The 20,638-nt window shown below is 58.4% G+C and carries 11 protein-coding genes and 1 tRNA gene; 5 read left to right on the forward strand and 7 right to left on the reverse strand.

The window, feature by feature from the left end; all coding sequences use genetic code 11:
- Positions 1 to 154: 154 nt before the first annotated feature.
- Both ACOKS3_RS20825 and ACOKS3_RS20830 read left to right on the forward strand, forming a co-directional pair.
- The gene (locus ACOKS3_RS20825) at positions 155 to 2,602 is read left to right on the forward strand and encodes an acyl-CoA dehydrogenase (RefSeq protein ID WP_103449693.1); all 2,448 of its coding nucleotides are present in this window, start codon (positions 155 to 157) and stop codon (positions 2,600 to 2,602) included.
- 91 nt (positions 2,603 to 2,693) lie between these two features.
- Positions 2,694 to 3,104, forward strand: coding sequence for a PA2817 family protein (locus ACOKS3_RS20830; RefSeq protein WP_103449692.1), 411 nt, complete (start codon positions 2,694 to 2,696; stop codon positions 3,102 to 3,104).
- A 137-nt stretch (positions 3,105 to 3,241) separates the two neighbouring features.
- Here ACOKS3_RS20830 and ACOKS3_RS20835 read toward each other — a convergent pair whose 3' ends face one another.
- The 3 genes from ACOKS3_RS20835 to ACOKS3_RS20845 are packed head-to-tail and all read right to left on the reverse strand — an operon-like array spanning position 3,242 to position 11,524.
- Positions 3,242 to 3,730 (reverse strand): hypothetical protein, encoded by a 489-nt coding sequence (locus tag ACOKS3_RS20835; protein ID WP_422763028.1) that lies wholly within the window; start codon positions 3,728 to 3,730, stop codon positions 3,242 to 3,244.
- Between the two features lie 60 nt (positions 3,731 to 3,790).
- On the reverse strand, positions 3,791 to 6,661 hold the full coding sequence (locus ACOKS3_RS20840; RefSeq protein WP_422763027.1) for a hypothetical protein: 2,871 nt from the start codon (positions 6,659 to 6,661) through the stop codon (positions 3,791 to 3,793).
- Between the two features lie 30 nt (positions 6,662 to 6,691).
- The gene (locus tag ACOKS3_RS20845; protein ID WP_422763026.1) at positions 6,692 to 11,524 is read right to left on the reverse strand and encodes a CBM20 domain-containing protein; all 4,833 of its coding nucleotides are present in this window, start codon (positions 11,522 to 11,524) and stop codon (positions 6,692 to 6,694) included.
- A 322-nt stretch (positions 11,525 to 11,846) separates the two neighbouring features.
- Here ACOKS3_RS20845 and ACOKS3_RS20850 point away from each other — a divergent pair, with 322 nt between their 5' ends.
- From ACOKS3_RS20850 to ACOKS3_RS20860, 3 genes are all read left to right on the forward strand, one after another.
- The gene (locus tag ACOKS3_RS20850) at positions 11,847 to 13,883 is read left to right on the forward strand and encodes a hypothetical protein (protein ID WP_258035902.1); all 2,037 of its coding nucleotides are present in this window, start codon (positions 11,847 to 11,849) and stop codon (positions 13,881 to 13,883) included.
- Positions 13,884 to 14,066: 183 nt separating this feature from the next.
- Entirely contained in the window at positions 14,067 to 16,259 is a 2,193-nt protein-coding gene (locus ACOKS3_RS20855; RefSeq protein WP_422763025.1) for an autotransporter outer membrane beta-barrel domain-containing protein, read from the forward strand.
- 79 nt (positions 16,260 to 16,338) lie between these two features.
- Positions 16,339 to 17,814, forward strand: coding sequence for an Ig-like domain-containing protein (locus ACOKS3_RS20860; RefSeq protein WP_422763024.1), 1,476 nt, complete (start codon positions 16,339 to 16,341; stop codon positions 17,812 to 17,814).
- Between the two features lie 38 nt (positions 17,815 to 17,852).
- Here the strand turns inward: ACOKS3_RS20860 and ACOKS3_RS20865 are convergent.
- From ACOKS3_RS20865 to ACOKS3_RS20880, 4 genes are all read right to left on the reverse strand, one after another.
- Positions 17,853 to 17,928 (reverse strand) — tRNA-Gly (locus ACOKS3_RS20865).
- Between the two features lie 343 nt (positions 17,929 to 18,271).
- Complete coding sequence (gene arsH, locus ACOKS3_RS20870) at positions 18,272 to 19,009, reverse strand: arsenical resistance protein ArsH (protein WP_009876562.1); 738 nt, start codon at positions 19,007 to 19,009, stop codon at positions 18,272 to 18,274.
- Positions 18,987 to 19,409 carry an arsenate reductase (glutaredoxin) gene (arsC, locus tag ACOKS3_RS20875; RefSeq protein ID WP_009876563.1) on the reverse strand — a complete coding sequence of 141 codons (423 nt, stop codon included), beginning with the start codon at positions 19,407 to 19,409 and terminating at the stop codon, positions 18,987 to 18,989. The genes arsH and arsC overlap by 23 nt, the downstream gene beginning before the upstream one ends.
- Positions 19,406 to 20,638 (reverse strand): MFS transporter, encoded by a 1,233-nt coding sequence (locus ACOKS3_RS20880; RefSeq protein ID WP_009876564.1) that lies wholly within the window; start codon positions 20,636 to 20,638, stop codon positions 19,406 to 19,408. Before ACOKS3_RS20880 ends, arsC begins: the two co-directional genes overlap by 4 nt.

Raw genomic sequence — 20,638 nt, forward strand, 5'->3', positions numbered from 1 at the left:
CCTCCCACACAATCGCCACAGATTCTGATACAGGTGAACACTGCACTGAAACTCCTACCGCCACACCCTGTCACTCTTCTGAACCGGCCGTTCACAGCGTTGCGTCTAAGCTTTACGGGACGGCTCAAGCCCCTGGTTCCAAGGAGGACCGATTATGTTGCTGTTGTGGCTGGTAGTGCTGGTGATCGGCGCGGCGTACCTCACGCACAGGCGCCTGGCGCCCTTGCAGATTCTCGGCATCATGGCGGCCTATGTGCTGCTGATGGGCATTTTCAGCCATGCCCCCGGCTGGCTGCTGACCCTGATCTGGCTCGTGCTGGCGCTGAAGATTGCCCTGGTGGCACTGCCGGAATGGCGGCGCAAGGTATTCACCGGCCCGGTGTTCAAATGGTTCCAGCGCACCCTGCCGCCGATGTCACAGACCGAACGCGAAGCGATCGACGCAGGCACCGTATGGTGGGATGGCGAACTGTTCAGCGGTCGCCCCGACTGGCGCACCTTGCTCGCCTACCCGGCACCGAAGCTGACCGAAGAGGAACAAGCCTTCATCGACGGCCCTACCGAAGAACTGTGCGCCATTGTCAGCGACTGGCAGATCGGCCAGGACCTCGACCTGCCGCCCAAGGCCTGGACGCACATCAAGCAGAACGGCTTCTTCGCCCTGATCATCCCCAAGGAATACGGCGGTAAAGGTTTCTCTGCCTACGCCCACTCCCAGGTAGCGATGAAACTGGCCACCCGCAGCGGCGATCTGGCGTCAACGGTGATGGTACCCAACTCCCTCGGCCCGGCTGAACTGCTGTTGCACTACGGCACCGACGAACAACGCAACCACTATCTGCCCCGCCTGGCGCGCGGCGAGGAAATCCCTTGCTTCGCCCTCACCGGCCCACTGGCTGGCTCCGATGCCGGCGCCATGCCCGACACCGGAGTCATCTGCAAAGGCCAGTGGCACGGCGAGGAAGTCATCGGCCTGCGCCTAAACTGGGAAAAACGCTACATCACGCTTGGCCCGGTCGCAACATTGCTGGGCCTGGCCTTCAAGGCCCATGACCCGGATCACCTGCTGGGTGAAGAGGAAGATCTGGGCATCAGTCTGGCGCTGATCCCCACCGACACACCTGGCGTGGAAATCGGCAAACGCCACCTGCCACTGGGCGCCGCGTTCATGAACGGCCCCAACAGCGGCAAGGATGTATTCGTACCGCTGGACTTCCTGATCGGCGGTCAGGCCATGCTCGGCAAGGGCTGGATGATGCTGATGAACTGCCTGTCGGTCGGCCGCTCGATTTCCCTGCCGGCCGTGGGCACCGGCGCCGCCAAGTACACCAGCCTGGTCACTGGCCAATACGCAAACATCCGCGAACAGTTCAATGTGCCGCTGGCGGCCTTCGAAGGCATCCAGGAATCCCTGGCGCGCATCGGCGGCAACGCCTGGCTGATGGACAGCGCCCGCCTGCTGACTGCCAAGGCCGTGGACCTCGGCGAAAAACCCTCGGTTCTGTCAGCGATCCTCAAGTACCATCTGACCGAGCGCGGCCGCGAGTGCATCCAGCACGCCATGGATGTGCATGGTGGCAAGGGCATCATCATGGGCCCGAACAACTACCTGGGCCGCAACTGGCAAGGTGCGCCCATTTTCATTACGGTCGAAGGGGCGAATATCCTCTCACGCAACCTGATGATCTTCGGCCAGGGTGCCATCCGCTGCCACCCGTTCGTACTCAAGGAAATGGCCCTGGCCGGGCGGGAAGACCATGACCAGGCGCTGCGCGAATTCGACGATCTGCTGATGAAACACATCATGTTCGCCGCCGGCAACGCAGCCAGCACGCTGGTACTCAACCTGGGGCTGGGGCGCCTGGAAAGCATGCCGGGAGATGCCTTGAGCCAAGGCTACTTCCGCGCCCTCAACCGCCAGGCATCTGCTTTTGCGCTGTTGGCTGACCTGTCGATGATGCTGCTGGGTGGGGCACTCAAACGCCGCGAACGCCTGAGCGCACGGCTGGGTGACGTGCTGAGCTATCTGTACCTGTCCAGCGCCGCGCTCAAGCGCTATCACGACCTCGGCTCCCCTGAGCATATGCAGCCATTGCTGCGCTGGGCCATGGAAGAAAGCCTGGGCCAGGCGGAAAAAGCCCTGGACCGACTCCTGGACAACTTCCCCAACCGCGCTGTCGGCTGCGTGCTGCGCGTGCTGGTGTTCCCCTTCGGCCGCCGCCATACCGGGCCGAGTGATGAACTGGATGCCGAGGTGGCGGCATTGATCGGCCGCAGCAAGGGTGATCCCGCACTGGAAGAGCTACTCGCCGGCTGCTTCAGGCCACAGGCTGACGGTGACCCGGTGGCGGCGCTGCAACAGGCTTGCGACTTGCTGGATGCAGCGGCGCCGCTACACAAGGCGCTGCATCAGGCAATCAAGGAAGGCATGGTACGGCCGGCACCCGGGCAATCTGTGATCGATGCAGCCGTTGAGGCCGGCGCATTGCAGGCTGGCGAAGGGCAACGGCTGCATGCGGCGGAACAGGCTCGTCGGGCAGTGATTGATGTGGATGCCTTCGACAAGATGCAGTTACTGCCGGAGCAAGGCAAGGTGCGCTGAACCAAGGGGGCCGCATTGCGGCCACCTTCCCCAACCCGACCTCAACCGGCGTATACTCCGCCCCCGTTTCAACCACCTCGAGGACCGCCCTATGGCCAATCCCCACCTGCAATACCACCTGCATCTGCTGAACCACCTGCGTACCATCCTGGTGGCCCTGGGTGAAGCAGAGCAGGTACCGGAGGAAAGCCACGCCCTGTTTCTCGAACGCTTCGACGAGCTGCTGACCCTGCTGCCGCAAGACCCACTGCAGAGCCAGTACCTGGGCCAGGACCTGATTTGCCAGGTGATCCAGCGCTATCCGCAAGTCGCCCACCTGGTACCACGTGACCTGCTGTGGTTCTTCGGCGGCGACTGCCTGCACTACATGCCGGATGCAGAACTGGACCTTTACCAGCATCTGGAAGAGCGCCGCTACGAGGCCGAGCAGCGCGGTGAACCTTTCGACTGGAACGCAGAAAAACAGTTGCTAAGCGCAGCCAACCCAACACTGCACAGTTGATCTTGCCAGGCACCACTGAGGGAGCAGAAGACAATGCGACGCCCAAGGGGGCTGCGGGCCCTTGGGCGTCGGACGAACTCCACGTTGAAGCTTCAGCATCACAGCTTGTTTACAGCCGAACCGAGGGCAGTGAGCGTTCAGTACTCAACGGTGACACATGACAACTTACCACCTATATTTCCATGGTCATAGTTTCCGCGCTTATAGAGAAGCCCTTTCGAAATAATGTCTCCCGGCTCTTTGCCCTTGATATTCGAGATCAATTCCCAGTTCCCTGTAACATTATTTATGTACGTCTGGGTAACAAAATACCAATCAACACTGTCTGACGTACTGCAACTTTTCTCAGAATGAAAGGTTACCCTAACAGCAGAAGGAACGTTCCACAGCTGGTAATAATACATGTCATCATTGGGACAAATAACATCCTTGCCAAAGACGTATTCCTTCGTGCCACGCTCGACAATCAATAAGCAACTATTACCCACATCAGGCTTTCCATCCTTACTACCTGCAAACTGAATTACCGCATCCGAATCGGAATGTCTTTCATTCGCAGTCTTCGCGCAACCCAACAATAGCAGCGAAAGAATGCTCAACGAAGAAAAAAACAGGCTCGCTTTCATAAAAGTTCTCCAGTTGACTCAAACGAGCAGTTCGCCCGCCGCGCAGGCGAACCGGCAATCTCACAAGATAAAATAGTCTATGTAGTTGCGAGGGCTCGAATAAAGAGGCGCCTCATGTTTGAAGTACAAGTAATGAGGATTCCCCTGATGATCACGCAACAGCACATAGAAACCTTCCGAAAGCGTGTCACGGTCAAGCTCACCTGGCGCCTTGTAGCTGAAATCCGGCACCCGATGATTGGTAATGACAAAGGCACCTTCAACGAAGCGCTCCAACAACACGTCTGTATCAAGCTCTTTGCGCCCACCCATAAGCTTCTGCAGGCGCTCATCAAAAACGATCTTGACTTCCGAATTCATCCACTTTTCTTCTTCCTTGGAAAAGCGGTCCCTGAAAACCGTGCCTGTAAAGCTGAACATCGTTTCATTATGATGCTCAGACTCCCACCGGATCATTGATTGATGCACGGGATAGATTGAGGACCGCTTGATAAACTTAGCCGTCTCAAAACTGCCGTCTTTCAGCCTGAAGGCCCAATAATCGATCGTTTTCAAATGAAAATCGAATGCAGGGTCATCTGGCATTTCTGGATCAATGGGCCTATTGGGGTCGGGATTATCTCCACCGCCTTCCACGCGCACCGGCGTCAGGTAATAATCTGACTGATCCCGGACGGGCGCTGTTTTTGGCCTCACCACTATCTGCGAATCAAACTTGAGTGACGTTTCGGTACCACCGACATCGACCCGGAATCCGCTGTAAAGCTTGACATCAACATCGGCCTCATCGCCACAATGCAAGTAGAGTACCCGGCGTGTCACGTTTTCTTCACGCGCCTCAATTGACACTGGGTATGCTGGCTGGAATCGGTTAGGCACATTACGTGTTCCCCACCGATGTAGGTCATCCTTTTCTATGCCACCACTGGGGTTATCATCATTGAGCGCAACCAGGCGTTGTTTACTCCCCTCGAAATACAGGCCGATGCTTGCACGCTCATCCTCGCTGAGGCGATAGTATTTCCCATCTACCGGCAGGGGCTCGATCTCTACCGCCACGTGCAACGGCTGGAGTCCATGATTGATCAACTCGCCGTAGCTTTCGTTGGCGTCGCCACCGGGCACAGTGACCTTGTGATACCTGAGTTCGTGCCAGCGCCCTTCCTCTGCCAACAGCGGCTCGCCAAATGCCAACAGGCTGTAACCGGCTGCCAGCACCACGCCGTTATTGACCGCCTCACAGACCACCACACTGGTGCCCCGCTCATTGCCCGATGGTGCGGTGTAGTTACGGCCTTCGAGCTGGCCTGGGCCAATCAGTCGCCAACGCCGTTGTGCTCCGGCAAGGAACGCCGGGTCTCGCTCTCGCAGTGATACGCTCTGGCCCGCCTCCAGGCCCGTGGTACGGGCAGGCTCAATGGCCAGCGATTGCAAGCCGTTGAGCATGACCAAGGTCGACATTCGCTGCTGCTGCCCTTTGGCTTGCACCCGCTGGACGCTCAGCTGACGTCGGCTGGCAGGCTTCTCGGCGATGAACGTCACCCGCTTGCCCTGGGCCCGGTCAAGCTGGCCGTGCTGCTCACCAAGCAGCGACCAATTGATTTCATCCGCCTGCAAGGCCGCGCTCAGGACCATCGGCGTGCGCGCTGCGAACACGCCGATCTGCGGCGAAACCTGTTCGTGCTCGAAGTGCACCACCAACTGGGTGGTAGCACGGTGCATCTGGCTATCCTTTTTGATCTCTGCCGTAATCAGGATCGTCAGGCTGTGGTGGCCAATATCAGGTAACCCCACGGCCTGGTAAAGCCCATTACCGTCGATCTTGCCGTCGCCAATGGCAAGACGGCTCTGACGGCTTCTGGCAAACCAGTTCGTCGCCCTGACCTCCGCCCCCTGCTGGTCAACCAACGTGAATTGCTGTTTTTCACCGGCCAGCATGGTCGCGCTTTTCGAACGGATGCTGTACAACGCCGGCACAGCATCGATCGTGCCGAACACAGCAAGGTCATGGGGCTCATGCCGTTCCTTCTCGGCGAACTTGTGCGATGTCGAGAACAGCAACGATGCGAGTACATCCAGACGGTCGTCGGTGACATGCTTGAGCATGCTTTTGTCCACCACCATCGTCGCCGAGTACTTCTCGCTGCCGTCGCTGTTGCGGTCATCAGGAATCAGGTAAGGGAAATCATGCTCAGGCAACTCGCCCTCATGATCATTTGCCTGCAACTGAATGAACGCCAGTACCGCCCCGTCGCCGTAGTTGTCAGCGCCCAAGGTCTTGGCACCCGGCGCCGCCTGGGTGAGGATGCGAAAGTGCGTGGGCGTCAGTGCCGTGTAGCCAGAGAAGTCGAGCATGCCGAGTTCGAACTGGCCTCGGTGTTGCGGTAAATCTGCGAACTCTTTTTCAATGGCCGCAGCAATTCGCTCGTTGACGTGCTCCGCTGCACCGGCAAGGTTACAGCTGAAGCTGGACGCCTCGCGCAAATCCAGCGTAACCCTGCCACGATGGTCGACTTCACCGGTAACCAGGCGTAGCTCGATCGCCATGACCAAGGTGAAACCCATGCTTTCATCGATGATGAAAGACGTCAGCAGGTTTTCTGCCAAAGGCGACCGTTGCAAGTACTCACCGGCCACGATGGGGAAGGTCAGTTGTGCTCTGGAATCACTGAGCGATGCATTGGTAAACGACAGCAAAGGTGCGCCGAACTCGATGTTGCGCAACTTGCTGCGGGTACGAACATGATCTTCGTGATCAACAACGGCATTGAACAACGGCAAGAAACGCAAATCGCTCAAGCGCTGCCGGTATTGTTCATGCAGCATATCGTTCATCAGCTTGCGGGCGATCGCCGCGACGGCGCCCCAGCCTCTGGTGATATTGCGCCCGGTCATTCGGGCCAACACGTGTTCAATAGGGTTAATGGGCATGTCATTCTCCTGAAAGTGCTCGCCGGGGCTTCACACCGAACGTGGTTGTGGTGCCAGCAACTGACTGCACAAGCCCGGGAAGCGGGTAGCCTGCAGTGGCATGATCAGATGCCCTTCGAAGGTGCCGAAATCGTCTGATTTGAAGGTTGCTAGCACCAGAATGCCGGGTGGCAGATCTGCACTTTGCGGGGGGGTATAGAGCCCGTCGGCGTCGATGGTTCCGGGCCCTACGCCCAACTCCCATTCAGGGGTAACCAGGTTGCCGTTGATGCGGGCAACGAACTTCATTCGACCATCGGCGCGTGGCGTTTCGGCGAGTGTCACAAGCACCGCTGGTTCGCGCTGAATCACCAGAACATGCAGGGACTGTTTGTCATCCGCGCCTGCTACCTGGATTTCATCCAGCCAATAGGTATTGGGCTTGCCCGGGTTGGCCGGCTTGGCCAGATAGCGGCAGCGCCGCCCCTGGGCCTCCTCGACCAATTCACCGCTCTGCCCAGGGTCGTTGGTGACATTGGTCCACTTCAATGGCGCCTTGCCCAGCGCTGCGGCTGTCAATATCCGCTCCGTTCCAGCTTGCATCGTGGTGATGAACGGGTTCGCCCGCAGACTTTGGCGCATTACGGTAATAACGACGTCGCAACGTTGATCCCCAGCACTGGCGCTCACAAGCACTTGCCCGGAACGCCCCTGCAAGGTGTCGGCAGAAGGTGCGGTGTACTTGCCATCCTTGATGACTCCGGGGTGCGTCGGGCCACCCGGGAGGCTTTTAACCGTCCAGGTCAACGTCAACTGCCCGGGGTTCTCAACGTCAAGCAGCTGTTCGTGCCCCACCAGTACGGGTTCGTCAACATCACGAATGCGCAGCTCGGCATTGGCGGCCAGCGACGCCGAGACGGCCATGGCGCCCGGGAACTCGAAGCTGCCTGGCTGCAGCTTGGTCGATGCCCCGATCTGCAACCCCTTCAGCCAGTGCTCTGCTGCTGCCGGATCAAGTGCACGCACCATCCCTTGCAGGATCGCCTGCCGAATCACGAAGGCAGCAAAATCTTCAGCCTGCACCCTCAGTTCTGCGTACTCATCGCCTTCAGGCAGGCCCTTGAGCACACGTGCTTCCTGTTGTTCAGGCCAAGGCGAGAAGAACTGCCCTTCCAGCCAGTAGGGGCCGGGCTCTGTACCGGCCAACAAATAGTAGCGATGGTGCAGGGACAGTTCGAACGTGGCCGTATACACTTCCGCAGCGGCCGGGTGCTCGGACTGACAACTGAACGTCATGCTGCAGTCAATGTTCAGGTGCTGGCTGGCCCAGTCCAACTCGAAACGGGCCTGTAGCCCGCCAGCCACGTCCAAATCGAAGGCCTGCACCTTGAAAAGGTAATCGCTGGATGGGTATTGAGCATCAGGTACCTGCAGCCTGCCCGCGCTGGCAACCATGCCGGCGAGCCGTCCATCCTGATACACCTCATCGAAAGTCGCATCCGTCAACTGCCCTTTGAAGCCGTTAAGGAAGGCATTGCGATGCAACAACCGTGAACTCAGCAACTCAACAGCGGCTTCTGGCTGAGGTGGCGTCGGCAACAGCCGTGGGAAGTCGCTGGCCTGACCAGGGAAGTTGCCTTCACGACCGTAGCCCGAAGAGGCAAACATCACCAACGTATCGCCCTTACCCTCGTCATCGGCCTGAGTACCAAGGTAGGCAGCCTGCAGGGCCCGCTCTGGCCCCGCGTGGGGAGCCGAAAGCATTGAGTAATCGAGCTTGCCCGGGTCGGCTGGAAGCTGCTGCTGAAGCCAGTCACCGGCCAGACTCTGCTCGGCCAGATCATCGCTCACGGCCAAGCGCACGTTTTCGCCCTTGGAAACATCCAGCACCAGCGCCCCATCCTTGAACACCAAAGGGACCTGTTGGCTTAACTCCAGGTAGTCAAGGGGGTCGTGCGCCGCCAGGCTGAGCACCTTGTATGGCTTCTGGGCCTTGACCAAAGTGCCGCCGTGCAGATTGGCGAGCATGTCCAGACGCGCATTTTCATAGCTGACTCGGCCAATGCCGACTTGGGGCGCTGACATCTGGTAACCAGCGAAGTGATAGACGATATCCGTCATTTCAATCTCGAGTTCGCCCGAGATGTTATCGATACCCTGCCCTTGCTCAAGGTGGGAAGCGTGAGTCTGACTCAGCGAAGCATTACCTGCGGACAGGGACACGCCTGTAATGCTGTCCCACTGCTGTAGATCGGGGTTGTCGGCCAGCCATTTACTCAGTGGGGCTCGCCTTTTCACATTCGAGGGCCCGTGTCGCTCAGCCACTGGGTTGTGCTTCTGAACCTGGTAAGCCCCCACGCCCTGTACCGCGTCCTCCAGCGCTACCGGTGGCAGGGTTTGCAGCACATAGCCTTCAAAGGTGCCCAAAAACCCTCCGTCAACAGAGGCGGTAATCAGGGCGAATAGGTCGCTCCCGGATGGGAGGTGCTTGAAGATACCCGTTGCCGGATCAATCTCACCCGATTGCGAGCCATACCTGACTCCCCACACGACCTTTGCCGGTGATACCGGGTTGCCGTTGACCTTGGCCGTCAACTGCACGGTGCCATTGGTTGGGTCAACAACCCGGCTTATCACCAACGGCAGTTTATCCGCGCTTTCAGTGATCAGAACGGCTGTCTGGCCATGGCCGTCTCCGGGGGCGCTCAACTGCACTTCGTCGACAGCGTAGGCGGCAAGTTCCTCGGGGGCTTGCGGATTGCTGGGTGGCATTTTTTCAGGTGCCGTATAGGTCGCAGTTGCCCCGCTCCCCACCAGTGTTCCATGGCCCGGGTTCTTCAGCGCCCATGTCAGTTTGCTGGCGTCACCGAAGTAGCCGGCCTGCAAGTTGATCGTAGCTTTTGCCTGTGCGACATAAGCCAGCGGATTGATCTGCACGGTTTTTTTCATAACCGTGACCAATGCCGAACTGCTGTTGGTCGGGGTCGCCTTGTCTACTGCGTTGACACGCAGTTGCACGAAGGCGCCATCGACTTCATTGGCCGTTGGCGGGGTATACAAACCAGTGTCCTTGTTGATGGAACCGATCTTGCTGTCCAGCACGGTGTCCACTACTGACTCGATCGACCATTCCAGGTTATTGTTGGCCGGGACCGAAATGAACTGCTTCGGAGCACTACCTACCGTTAAGGTATGCTCCATGGGATCTACCGCGAACGCAGTAACCGCCGGGTTGATATTGCCAAAGAAAGCAATGTCATTGGGTGCATACTGATCCTCCCCGACGATGGTATTTCCAAAGTTGAGCTTGATGGTGTCCTGGACCAATTGTTTGACAGAGCTGGAGAATTTGAAGTTTCGCTCAAGGGCGTCGCGCACGACCGACTCGACACTTGGGAACTGTGGATTTCCAACAGCTTTCAGTACCGCCGCAACCGCAACCAGTATGGCACCCGCAATCAACCACACCATTCCACCGGTAAATAAACCCAAAATGAGCCAATATATGGGGTCATCGCGCGGGTTCTCTGGCGGTTTAATTTCCCCAACCTTTGGAGCCGGCGCCTTGACTTCCTTCATCTCAAATGCTTCATGCTCCAGGGTTCCACCCTCTTCGTCTACCAGACGATAAGTGGACGTCACCACATACTCAAAGTCATCCGTAGCCGGCTTATAGAAATCCGAAGTATCAAACCCAAATTTGATCAAGTTACTCTTGATGTACCCTGTTTCATCATCCAAGTCCAAAGGCTCAATGGTCATCTCGCCTTTGAGGCGCCATTCAACGACGACCTTGCCCTCTTCCATATATACATTAAGCACTTCGGCCATGTGCAAATCGACCGGAGAGATCTTCAGTTGTAAAACCATCTTGAAGTATCTACCCCACAAGTCCGGCTCCGTTTCAAACCGTTCGGTCACAGTTTGTCCTGGAACCTGCATCAGCCCACGTGTGGCACGCGCGCCCGACGGCCTTCCCTCGTCGTCTCGGGTAATTTCAAACTCGACATCTTTCGCGACCGTACGCAAGGACTCGAGCAACTGCGCCAGCATGATCCTGTTTGGGTCAAACAGCACCGTAGCGTCATACTCCCTGTCGCTGGGTAGCAGGTATGTGTAAGCAGGTCCGGGGTAATCCCCCTCCTTGTCACCCTCGTAACGTATCAGCGCGAGCACCGCGCCTTCGCCATCCTTGTCGTTGCGCCCACGTGCCTGGGTGCGCAAGGAGAACGATGCTGCCTCCAGAAGAGGATTACCGCCCGCTTCGATCTGGCCAAGCGGGAGTACCCGCTGCGCATCTGGTAATGCTTCAAACTTCTGCTGGAAGAACTGGCCCACCAGCCGTTGCTCGACCGGGTCGTCGGTCACCTGCATCGTGAAGTCCGAGCTTTCTCGAAGGTCAAGCCTGACTCGCCCTTCTGCACCGACGACCCCAGGTACGTTGGCCAGCAGCAGGTCAAGGCTAAGTTCCGGCCCCTGCAATGGGCTGGTTTCGCGAATTTCCCTGACGCGCCAATCCCCCCCCGCATTGACCAGGCCAAGCTGGATGCCCTCGATCACCCGCATGTACAAACGCGCCCTGGAGTCATTGGACAACTTTGGCGAAAAGCTCAGGCGCGGCCAATCCAGGGTGAACTTGCTCAACGCAAAGCGCCGATCATCCCCGTTGGGAATGCTCCCATAGATCGGTGCCAGGTAAGCGCCTGTGTTGAACCGGCGTATATACACTTGAAGAAGCAGACGGTCCAGATCTTCCCGGCGCAGGAAACAAAGCATGCCCCAACCGAGCGCGCGCGCCTCTTCCTGCAACCATTCATATAACTTATCAAAAGTCAGCTCTGACATTTTTTCAACCCTCAACCATCCCAGGAACATGACGTGCATTTGACGGCCATCGCGAATGCTGGCTAACGCCCTCTATGAAACGGCCTGATGCAGGCTGGCAGCACTCTATTGGCTGTCATTTGCCTGTCCACGTCGTTGGGCTTTTTTACACCTATTCGGTAGCCGGCTGAAACTAGCACTTTTACCAGGTACCTCATAAAAAATATAAACAAAAGTCGTGCCAGCCTTACCTAGCATTTTTACCAGTTACCCGGAACCCCCCTTCACGCTAGTGTGTGATCACCAACCTGCCAAGGGCTCCAAAACTTACTTTCAATTCTGACCCTTGCGCACTTTCATCCGTTAAACTGGAGCGATATACATGAATTCACCCTCTGCAAATCAGGCACGTCTTGATTATCTGAGCGAGCGTTCACAAAAACATCTTGAAGAGGCTCAGACCCACAGAAAAGACCTGCTCCCGGCGCTCGAAGTTGAGGGAGTGATCCCGGCTACCGAAGGCACCATCCACAAGGATAGGCTCGGCATCCCTCTCAACGTTACCGTTCCAATTTGGCTGCTTTTGCCAGACCCAATCGAGGATGAAGATAAGGATTTGCTTAAACTGCAAATAGCTGAAGTCGACGCTTCAGGAGTGGTCGGCGAGTTCAAGGATATTGGTGATATTCACGAGTATGACAGCACCCAAATAGGCGACATCGAGCTTGAAATACCAGTAACAGATTATCCAGTCAACGGAAAACGCCAACTGCGGTACGCAATGAAAAAGCACAGCTCCTCAACATATAGAGAGTCCGATCCGCTCGACCTGATTTTCGACACAATCCCGCCTTGGGGCAGTCAAAATCCCCCACTTGCGGAGATCCCCGTCATTTCAGGCAACGTCATTACCGATGCGTTCTTTGTGGGCTCCCCGGCTGGGCTGGAAGTTACACTGAAGCCTTATGACAATCAGCGCCAGCAAGATACCTATGCACTTTATTTCACCGACACCCCTCCCGCCGATGGCGCGCTGCCAGTTCCAGTGGAGAGCGGCGCTGTACCCCCAGACCGAAAGCTGCTAATTCCAAAATCAACTATTGAAACACTGGGTGATGGTATTTACTATCTTGCCTACATCCTGATAGACCCTGCTACCCATGTCAGCCGCATCTCCCACCTGGTAAAAATCACCGTTAACTTAGGTGCACTGCCCGCTAACCTGAAGCCACCGGTCGTTCCACTGGCGGCAGATGGTGGCCTGATCGACCTGGACGATGTACGACTTGGCGTCGTCACCCAAATTGAATATGACAATCATCGATCCGATGACTTCGCCGAAGTAACCTGGGGCAACTCCGATCCCTTTAAAGTGCAAATTGGCACTAGCGGTATGCCGCATTCCATCCGCATCCCCTACGCGACCCTGAGAGCGGCCTACGACTTTTCACTTGGCTCTCCCCAAACTGCCACCGTCAGCTATCGAATACTGCGCCATGATGTTTCCTACGGGCTGGAAAGCACGGATGTGAACGTCGACTTGTCGACCGCAGGCCCCGACCCGGACCCTATCCAACCAGGCCCGATTAACCCGGAGCTGCGCGCCCCCGTGATCAAAGGCGCCGTAACTCCCGAGGACAACAAACTAAGGGAGGAAGACGCAGGCCAACCCGTCCAACTGACGTGGGATCTGCACCCTGATCTCAAAGATGGTCAACGGATGAGGTTCTCCTGGGGCGGGATCGTGGTACCTGACCCTGCGGCCCCAGATACACCACTTGAAGTAATCATCGATACTGCAGTGGACCCCATCACAGTCAACCTCGAGTGGGACGTGGTCGAGAAAGCAGGTAACAGCTCCAAAACGCCGGTGCACTGCATATTCCTCAAGGAAACGGGCGAAGACAATCAACAGCACTCAATAAGTCAATTGGTCGATGTTGACGCCATTATCATTGAACCGGACCCGGCCGTGTTCGAGCGCTCGGTTAGTGGCGAAGGCAAAATTCTCGGTTGCGAATCGCTATGGGTCGACCCCAAAAACCCTGACGGTGAACCCGCGTTTCTGGTGACTGTCCACGGTCTAAGCGAGTACCTGCCTGCAGGTGGGAAAATCAACATGAAATGGACCCCCCTGCTCGGCCGCACCGGTGAAAATCCAATTTCCGGGGCCGGACTGGAGATAGCTCTCGATTTCACTAAGGAACAAGCCGAAGAAGGTTTCCAGTGGGAAATCAAACCCTACGAAAAGCACATCTTGCCTATTTTTAGCACCGACATCTCACAGCCGGAGGGCCGCGGGCGTGTTGAGTACAGCTTCGAGTTAGATGGTAAGCCTCTCAAGTCGAAACCTGCAACGATAAGGGTTGCCCTAGGTGAACCTACCGGTGGGAGCTGCCCGCTACCTGTCAAACCTTGACCAAGACGCCTGTGGGCGGGGTGAAGATTTAACTACAGCCCGCCGAGCACAGGAATAGTCGTCGCATTTACCGGACTTTTCCTACAGGAAAAGTTCGGTAAATGCCTAGAATTCGGCGCGATTGGTCGGCCCTGGCGATGCCAGCCGACCCTTTCCGACTTGGACAAATCGCAGGTAATCCGCATGTCAGCATTCTACCCTTCACCTATGCGACGCGCATTGCGCATCGCCTCTTTAGGCCCACTTCTGCTGCTCAGCCCGAGCAGCTGGGCGCTGACCACCATCGAGTTCGATACCACGATCGACCGCAACACCGCGCCAGACAGCTTCAGGGTAATCAAGGGAGCCACCCTCACAGCCAACGGTGCCACAACCAGGCAGATCGAGTTGAGTGGCGGCTCAAACCTCAAGTTCAATGCCAGCCAGATCAACGCGACAGGCATCACTGCCGGACTCAGCGTGACTCAGAGCGTAGCCGACCTCCACGATAGCCGCGTGACCTCGGAGCGGCAAGGCGTAGAAGCCGGTGAGAACGCGAAAATCAATGCATACGGTAGCACCATCATCGGCAGCAGCATGGGTGCATTGGTCAACACCAGCGAGCTGAACCTGTTTGGCAGCCACTTGGAGGCTACCAACCCCAACGCCCCAGGGGTGAACCTGTACGATGGCATCGTGAATGCCTCTGCAGGCAGCAGTATCATCGGCGCCGGAGAGGGCATCCGCGTCCGTGGCGACAACGGCAACCCTGCCGGCGTCGGCACAGTCTTGCTGGATGCCAGCCACGTAGAAGGCAGGACCGGCTCGGCCATCACTGTCGGCATCTCGGGCCGCCTGCCGACCACCGCCGACATCAAGATAATGAATGGCTCTACCCTCAAGGCCGGTAACGGCACCCTGGTGCGAGTCGGCGCCCTGAGCAGCGCAGACATCCTGGTCAGCGCCAGCAAGCTGGAAGGCGATATCGTTGTCGCCGAAGGCGGTAGCGCCAAGCTGGCCCTGGAAAACCTGGCCATTCTCAAGGGCCGCCTGGAAAACCTCGACAAACTGGACTTGAACAGCGGCGGGCAGTGGACCCTGATCGGCGACGCCGAGCTCAAACACCTGGCGATGGACGGCGGCGCCGTGGCTTTTCACGACAATGACGACGAGAACGAAAAGGACAAGTTCTACGCACTGCAAGTGGCCAACCTGGAGGGTAACGGCACCTTCATCATGAACGTCGACTTCGCCGACGGCAAAACCGACTTCCTGGAAGTGACTGGCAACGCCAGCGGCAACCACCAGATCCGCGTGGCCAGCACGGGCAAGGACCCACTGGCCGACACCAACCTGCACATGGTGCATACCGCAGCCGGTGACGCGAGCTTCTCGCTGGCCGGCGGGCCAGTTGACCTGGGCACCTTTGCCTATGGCCTGGTGCAGCATGGCAATGACTGGTACCTGGACGCCTCGATGCGTTCGCTCAGCAACGGCACGAAAACCATCCTGGCCCTGGCCAACACCGCCCCTACCGTCTGGTACGGCGAGCTCACCACACTACGTAGCCGCATGGGCGAAGTGCGTCGCAACGATGGCGCGGCAGGTGCCTGGATGCGCAGCTATGGCAACCAGTACAACGCCTCCACCTCCGGGTTTGGTTACAAACAGCAGCAGCAAGGGTTGTCGTTCGGTGCCGATGGCCGCCTGCCTGCCGGTGACGGTAACTGGCTGCTCGGGGTAACTGCAGGCTACAGCAACTCCGACCTGAACCTGCAAGGCGGCAGCTCGGGCAAGGTCGACAGCTACCACATCGGTGCCTACACCACCTGGCTCGACCCACAGAGTGGCTACTACTTCGACGGCGTTGCCAAGTTCAACCGTTACCAGAACCGTGCCGATGTGCAACTGAGCGATGGCAGCAAGACCAAGGGTGACTACAGCAACCACGGCCTCGGTGTCTCGGCGGAGGTCGGCCGGCACATCAAGCTGGATGATGGCTACTTCATCGAGCCTTATGCCCAGTTGGCCGCCATGACCATCGAAGGGCAGTCGTATCACCTGGCCAATGGCATGCAAGCCTCCGGCGACGACACGCGTTCGCTACAGGGCAAGCTTGGCACAACCGCCGGACGCACCTTCGACTATGGCCAGGGCCGCATGATCCAGCCTTACCTCAAGGTCGCCGGGGCCCATGAGTTCGTGAACAACAACCGCGTGAAGGTCAATGGCAACAGCCTGGACAACGACTTGGCGGGTTCCCGTGCAGAACTGGGTGTTGGCGTGGTGGCGGCCTGGGCCGAGCAATGGCAGGTGCATGCGGAGTTCGACTACGCCAACGGCGAACGCCTCGAGCAACCGTGGGGCGCCAGCGTAGGCGTGCGATACAACTGGTAGCGACAACGCCCTGCAGCAGCCTTAGGGTTTTTGCAGGGCTTACTGCGGGTACAGATTCTTGCGCCCTGGAGGCAATTCAATGTCTTTGAAATCCATCTTACACTCACTTTTTACTCGCCTTTTTTTGCGGCGTACCAACTCGGACAACTTGCTCAAGCCCGTTGTCATCGAGGGGTTGCTTGCCGACATCGAGGGCGGCGAGACCAACCTGCTGCCCTACAGCGCAACGCAGACCCCGTTGAAGGTGGCGTTCGAGAAGTGGGCACACTCAACCGAAGACCCAGAGGATATTGATAAAGTGACGCTGCACTGGGATGGCCACGATTTCGGTCCCAAGGATTATCCCGGACCGATCGATGAAAAAAACCTTTTCATCATGGTGCCCACCAGCTTGCTGAACGAAGATGGTCCGCACACCTTGACCTACACGGTTGTAAATTACGCCAATAACAGCTCGACCTCCGAACCCCTGACCATCACCACGGATACCACCCCACCCAAACTACCCACTGACAGCCGCCTGCAGGTCGCAGGCGAAGTCGTCGGCGAAGACGGGGTTACCGATGCCTACCTATGGGCAAACGGTGATGCCTTGCCAGCCACGATCCCGCCCTATGCTGACATCCGCCCCGGCGATGTGTTGACCTGGTACTGGAGCACAACACCTACAGGCACCGAGCAGGTGGACACCTGGACCTTGAAGCTGAGCGATACTACCCAGCCCCTGCAGATCAAGTTCCCCGGAGCGTTCATACGCAACCTGGGGGACGGGTTGCGCTACCTGTACTACACGGTCCAGGACCGTGCCAAAACCCCGATTCAAACCTCGGCGGTCTTGCCATTACAGTGCAACGCCACCCCGCTGCCAACCACGTTCTCCTCCCCCTACGTGAAAGAAACAGGCAGCACCGGCGGCGACAGCAGTACCCTGGACCCGGTCCGGGCTGTGAACGGTGCAACAGTAGTCATCGAAGCAGTGAACCGCTTCGACCCCAATGACGATGTGATGGTTCACTGGGGCCGGCCGGGTGAGCACGGCGCCTACAGCGCACCCGTGAGCATTGCTTCCGGTGATATCGTTTGCCCCATCCCCAAAGCGAATGTTGCGGCACGCATGGGCAGCGATCTGGAACTGTATTTCGTGGTAACACGTCGCGACATGCCCTATGAATCGGCCGTGCACAGTTTGAAGATTGATGTGCCCAGCACCCTGGAGGCACCTCAATGCGACAAGATCACCGGCAAGGTGTTGAAACTGAGCAATATCGGCACGGGCGCGACCTTTACCCTTGAGCGCTGGCCACTGATGGATACCAGCCAGTTTGTCAGGCTCCACATCAGCGGCGAGCGCCAGGATGGCAACCAAGACCCGGTCGTGGTCGCGGATGCCATACCGGTACCTTCGCCTGTGGCCATGACGGTGGGTAAAGTGACCCTTACCGATATGGGTGTCTTCGTTGTCCCGACCGCGCTGAAAATCGAGGCCTTTTTCAGCGTGGACGACAAGAAAAACTGGATCCCATTCCCGCTTGTTGAGGTAATGCTGGAAAAGTGACAAAAAAAAACCACTCCTGCTGGAGTGGTTTTTTGAATTGGAGCGGGAAACGAGACTCGAACTCGCGACCCCGACCTTGGCAAGGTCGTGCTCTACCAACTGAGCTATTCCCGCATTTTGAAGCTTTACCGCTAATCGGCGTGAGGCGCCTTTAAGACCCTCACCACCACTGCACCGTGCGAACGCCACAGTATTTAAACTGGAGCGGGAAACGAGTCATGCACTAGAGCGCTAAGTCTCTGTTTCCCAATCACTTTCTTCACTGTGGTGATCAGTGAAGAACTCAATTATAGCCTTGTTTTTCGCCCTCGGCAACAAAGTTCATCCAACGACTTCCATTGAAGTCCAAGGACTGCTCTTTTCGCAGTCGCACCGCCCTACGATGCTGTCGCGATGCAATGGGGCCTCCAGTGGCCAAGGCCGTCGTGCGGCGATAGGCGAATGGAATCAGGGGTTATCAGATTACCGCCTGCTGCATGCGCTTGGTCAACGCCTCGGCGCTTTCCTTGCGCTCGCTATACCTGTCCACCAGATACGGCGACGCATCGCGCGTGAGCAGCGTGAACTTCATCAGTTCCTCCATCACGTCCACAATGCGGTCGTAGTAGGCCGACGGTTTCATGCGTCCCGCTTCATCGAATTCTTGATACGCCTTGGCGACCGAGGACTGGTTGGGGACGGTCAGCATCCGCATCCAGCGGCCCAGCACGCGCATCTGATTGACAGCATTGAAAGATTGCGAGCCGCCCGACACCTGCATCACTGCCAGCGTCTTGCCCTGAGTCGGACGCACCGCGCCGACTGACAGCGGAATCCAGTCGATCTGCGTTTTCATCAGGCCGGACATCGCGCCATGGCGCTCCGGCGAACTCCACACCATACCCTCGGCCCACTGCGCGAGTTCGCGCAGTTCCCTGACCTTGGGATGATCCTCGGTCGCGTCATCCACCAGCGGCAGGCCCGACGGGTTGAACAGCCGCGTCTCGCCGCCCAACGCCCGCAGCACGCGGGCTGCCTCTTCGGCGGCCAGTCGGCTAAACGAGCGTTCGCGCAGCGAGCCGTAGAGCAGCAGGAAGCGTGGCGCATGGGTGGAACGTTCGGGTGCCAGTAGCCGTTCCATGTCCGGCGGCTGGAGCAATGCGGCGTCGATGTTCGGCAGGTCGAGACGGGATTCAGACACGACGGCCCTCCACATCCACTACCGGCTCGCCGTCTTCCTTGTTGAACGCGCCGCGCTGCGGTTGCGGCAGGATGTCGAGCACTGTTTCCGACGGGCGGCACAGGCGCGTGCCCAGCGGCGTGACCACGATAGGTCGGTTGATGAGGATCGGATGTTGGAGCATGAAGTCGATCAATTGCTCGTCGCTCCACTTCTGATCTCCCAGGCCGAGTTCCGCATACGGCGTGCCTTTCTCGCGCAGCACCGCGCGTACCGGGATGCCCATCGCGGCGATCAGCGCCTTCAGCATGTCGCGGTCGGGCGGTGTCTTCAGATATTCGATGACAGCCGGTTCCTCGCCGCTGTTGCGAATCAGGCTGAGGACGTTGCGTGACGTGCCGCAATCGGGATTGTGGTAGATCGTGATGTGGCTCATGTCGAGGTGCCTTCGTTCGAGAGAAGCATGGATTGCTGGCGCAGATGCCTGATCACATAGCCGAACAGGATCGCGCCCGCCGCGCTGATGCCGGTCAGGGCCAGCAGCGTGCCGGGATAGCCGTTGCCGGCGGAATACAGCAGCGAGGCCACGAAGGGGCCGGCGGCCACTGCGATCTGCACGGGTGTCGCCATCGCGCCGCTGATGGCGCCATAAGCGGCCCGACCGTACAGCTCGGCGGGCAAGGCGCCTCGTACGATCGTCATGACGCCATTGCCGATGCCGTAGAGCGCGGCAAACACGACATACACCGGCAGCCACTGCTCGGAAGCAAAGAGCAGGAGCAATGACAGCGGCAGCAGACTGATGGCCGCCATGCCGACCTGGCGCGTGCTGGCCCGCTTGCCGACCGTGGCTTGCACCACACGGCCGAGTACCTGCATTGGCCCGATCAGCGCACCGACCCAGGCCGCATTTGCGGCAGAGATGCCATGTGCCTGCAAGACTGGGATCATGTGCAGCGACATCGCCGCGAACACCAGTGCATTCAGCGTCACAGCCGCCGTGACGAGATAGAACACCGGTTCGCGCATGACCGCGGTGAGATTGCGGGATCGGGTTTCCGTCCGCGCTGGGGGTGTGCCGTGTGCCGGGCCGCGTCCCTTTGGCAGGCTGGCATGGATGGGCAGGCAGATCAGCAGGTTCGCGGCCGCATAGATCAACCAGACCTCGCGCCAGCCGACGTGTTGCAACAGCGTTTGCGTCAGCGGCCAGAATACCGTGCTGGCGAAACCGCCGAACAACGTCAGGTGCGTGATCGCCCGGCGATAGTTGCTGCCATGGACCTGCGTGATGACCGCGAAGGCCGGCTGGTACAAGGTCGCGCTCATGGCCACGCCGATACCGGCCCACACGAGGTAAAGCTCCGTCGCGTTGTGTACCCGCGAGAGGCACGCGAGCATGACGGCGGCCAGCAAGGCGCCGCTTCCCATCAGCAGACGTCCACCGATGCGGTCGATGATGCTGCCGGCCGCGGTCGAAAGCAGTCCCGAGATCAGCAAGGCCACCGAATAAGCCCCGACGATGGCGGGCTTGGACAGGCCGAGTTCGTCCTGCATGGGCTGCATCAGGACGCCGTAGGCGTAGAACATCGACCCCCACGCGACGATCTGCGTCAGTCCGAGCGAGGGAATCAGCCAGCCGCGAGAGCGCGGGATGGTGTTGTCCAT

The organism is Pseudomonas sp. HS6-2, from assembly GCF_049325675.2.
Lineage (GTDB): Bacteria > Pseudomonadota > Gammaproteobacteria > Pseudomonadales > Pseudomonadaceae > Aquipseudomonas > Aquipseudomonas putida_N.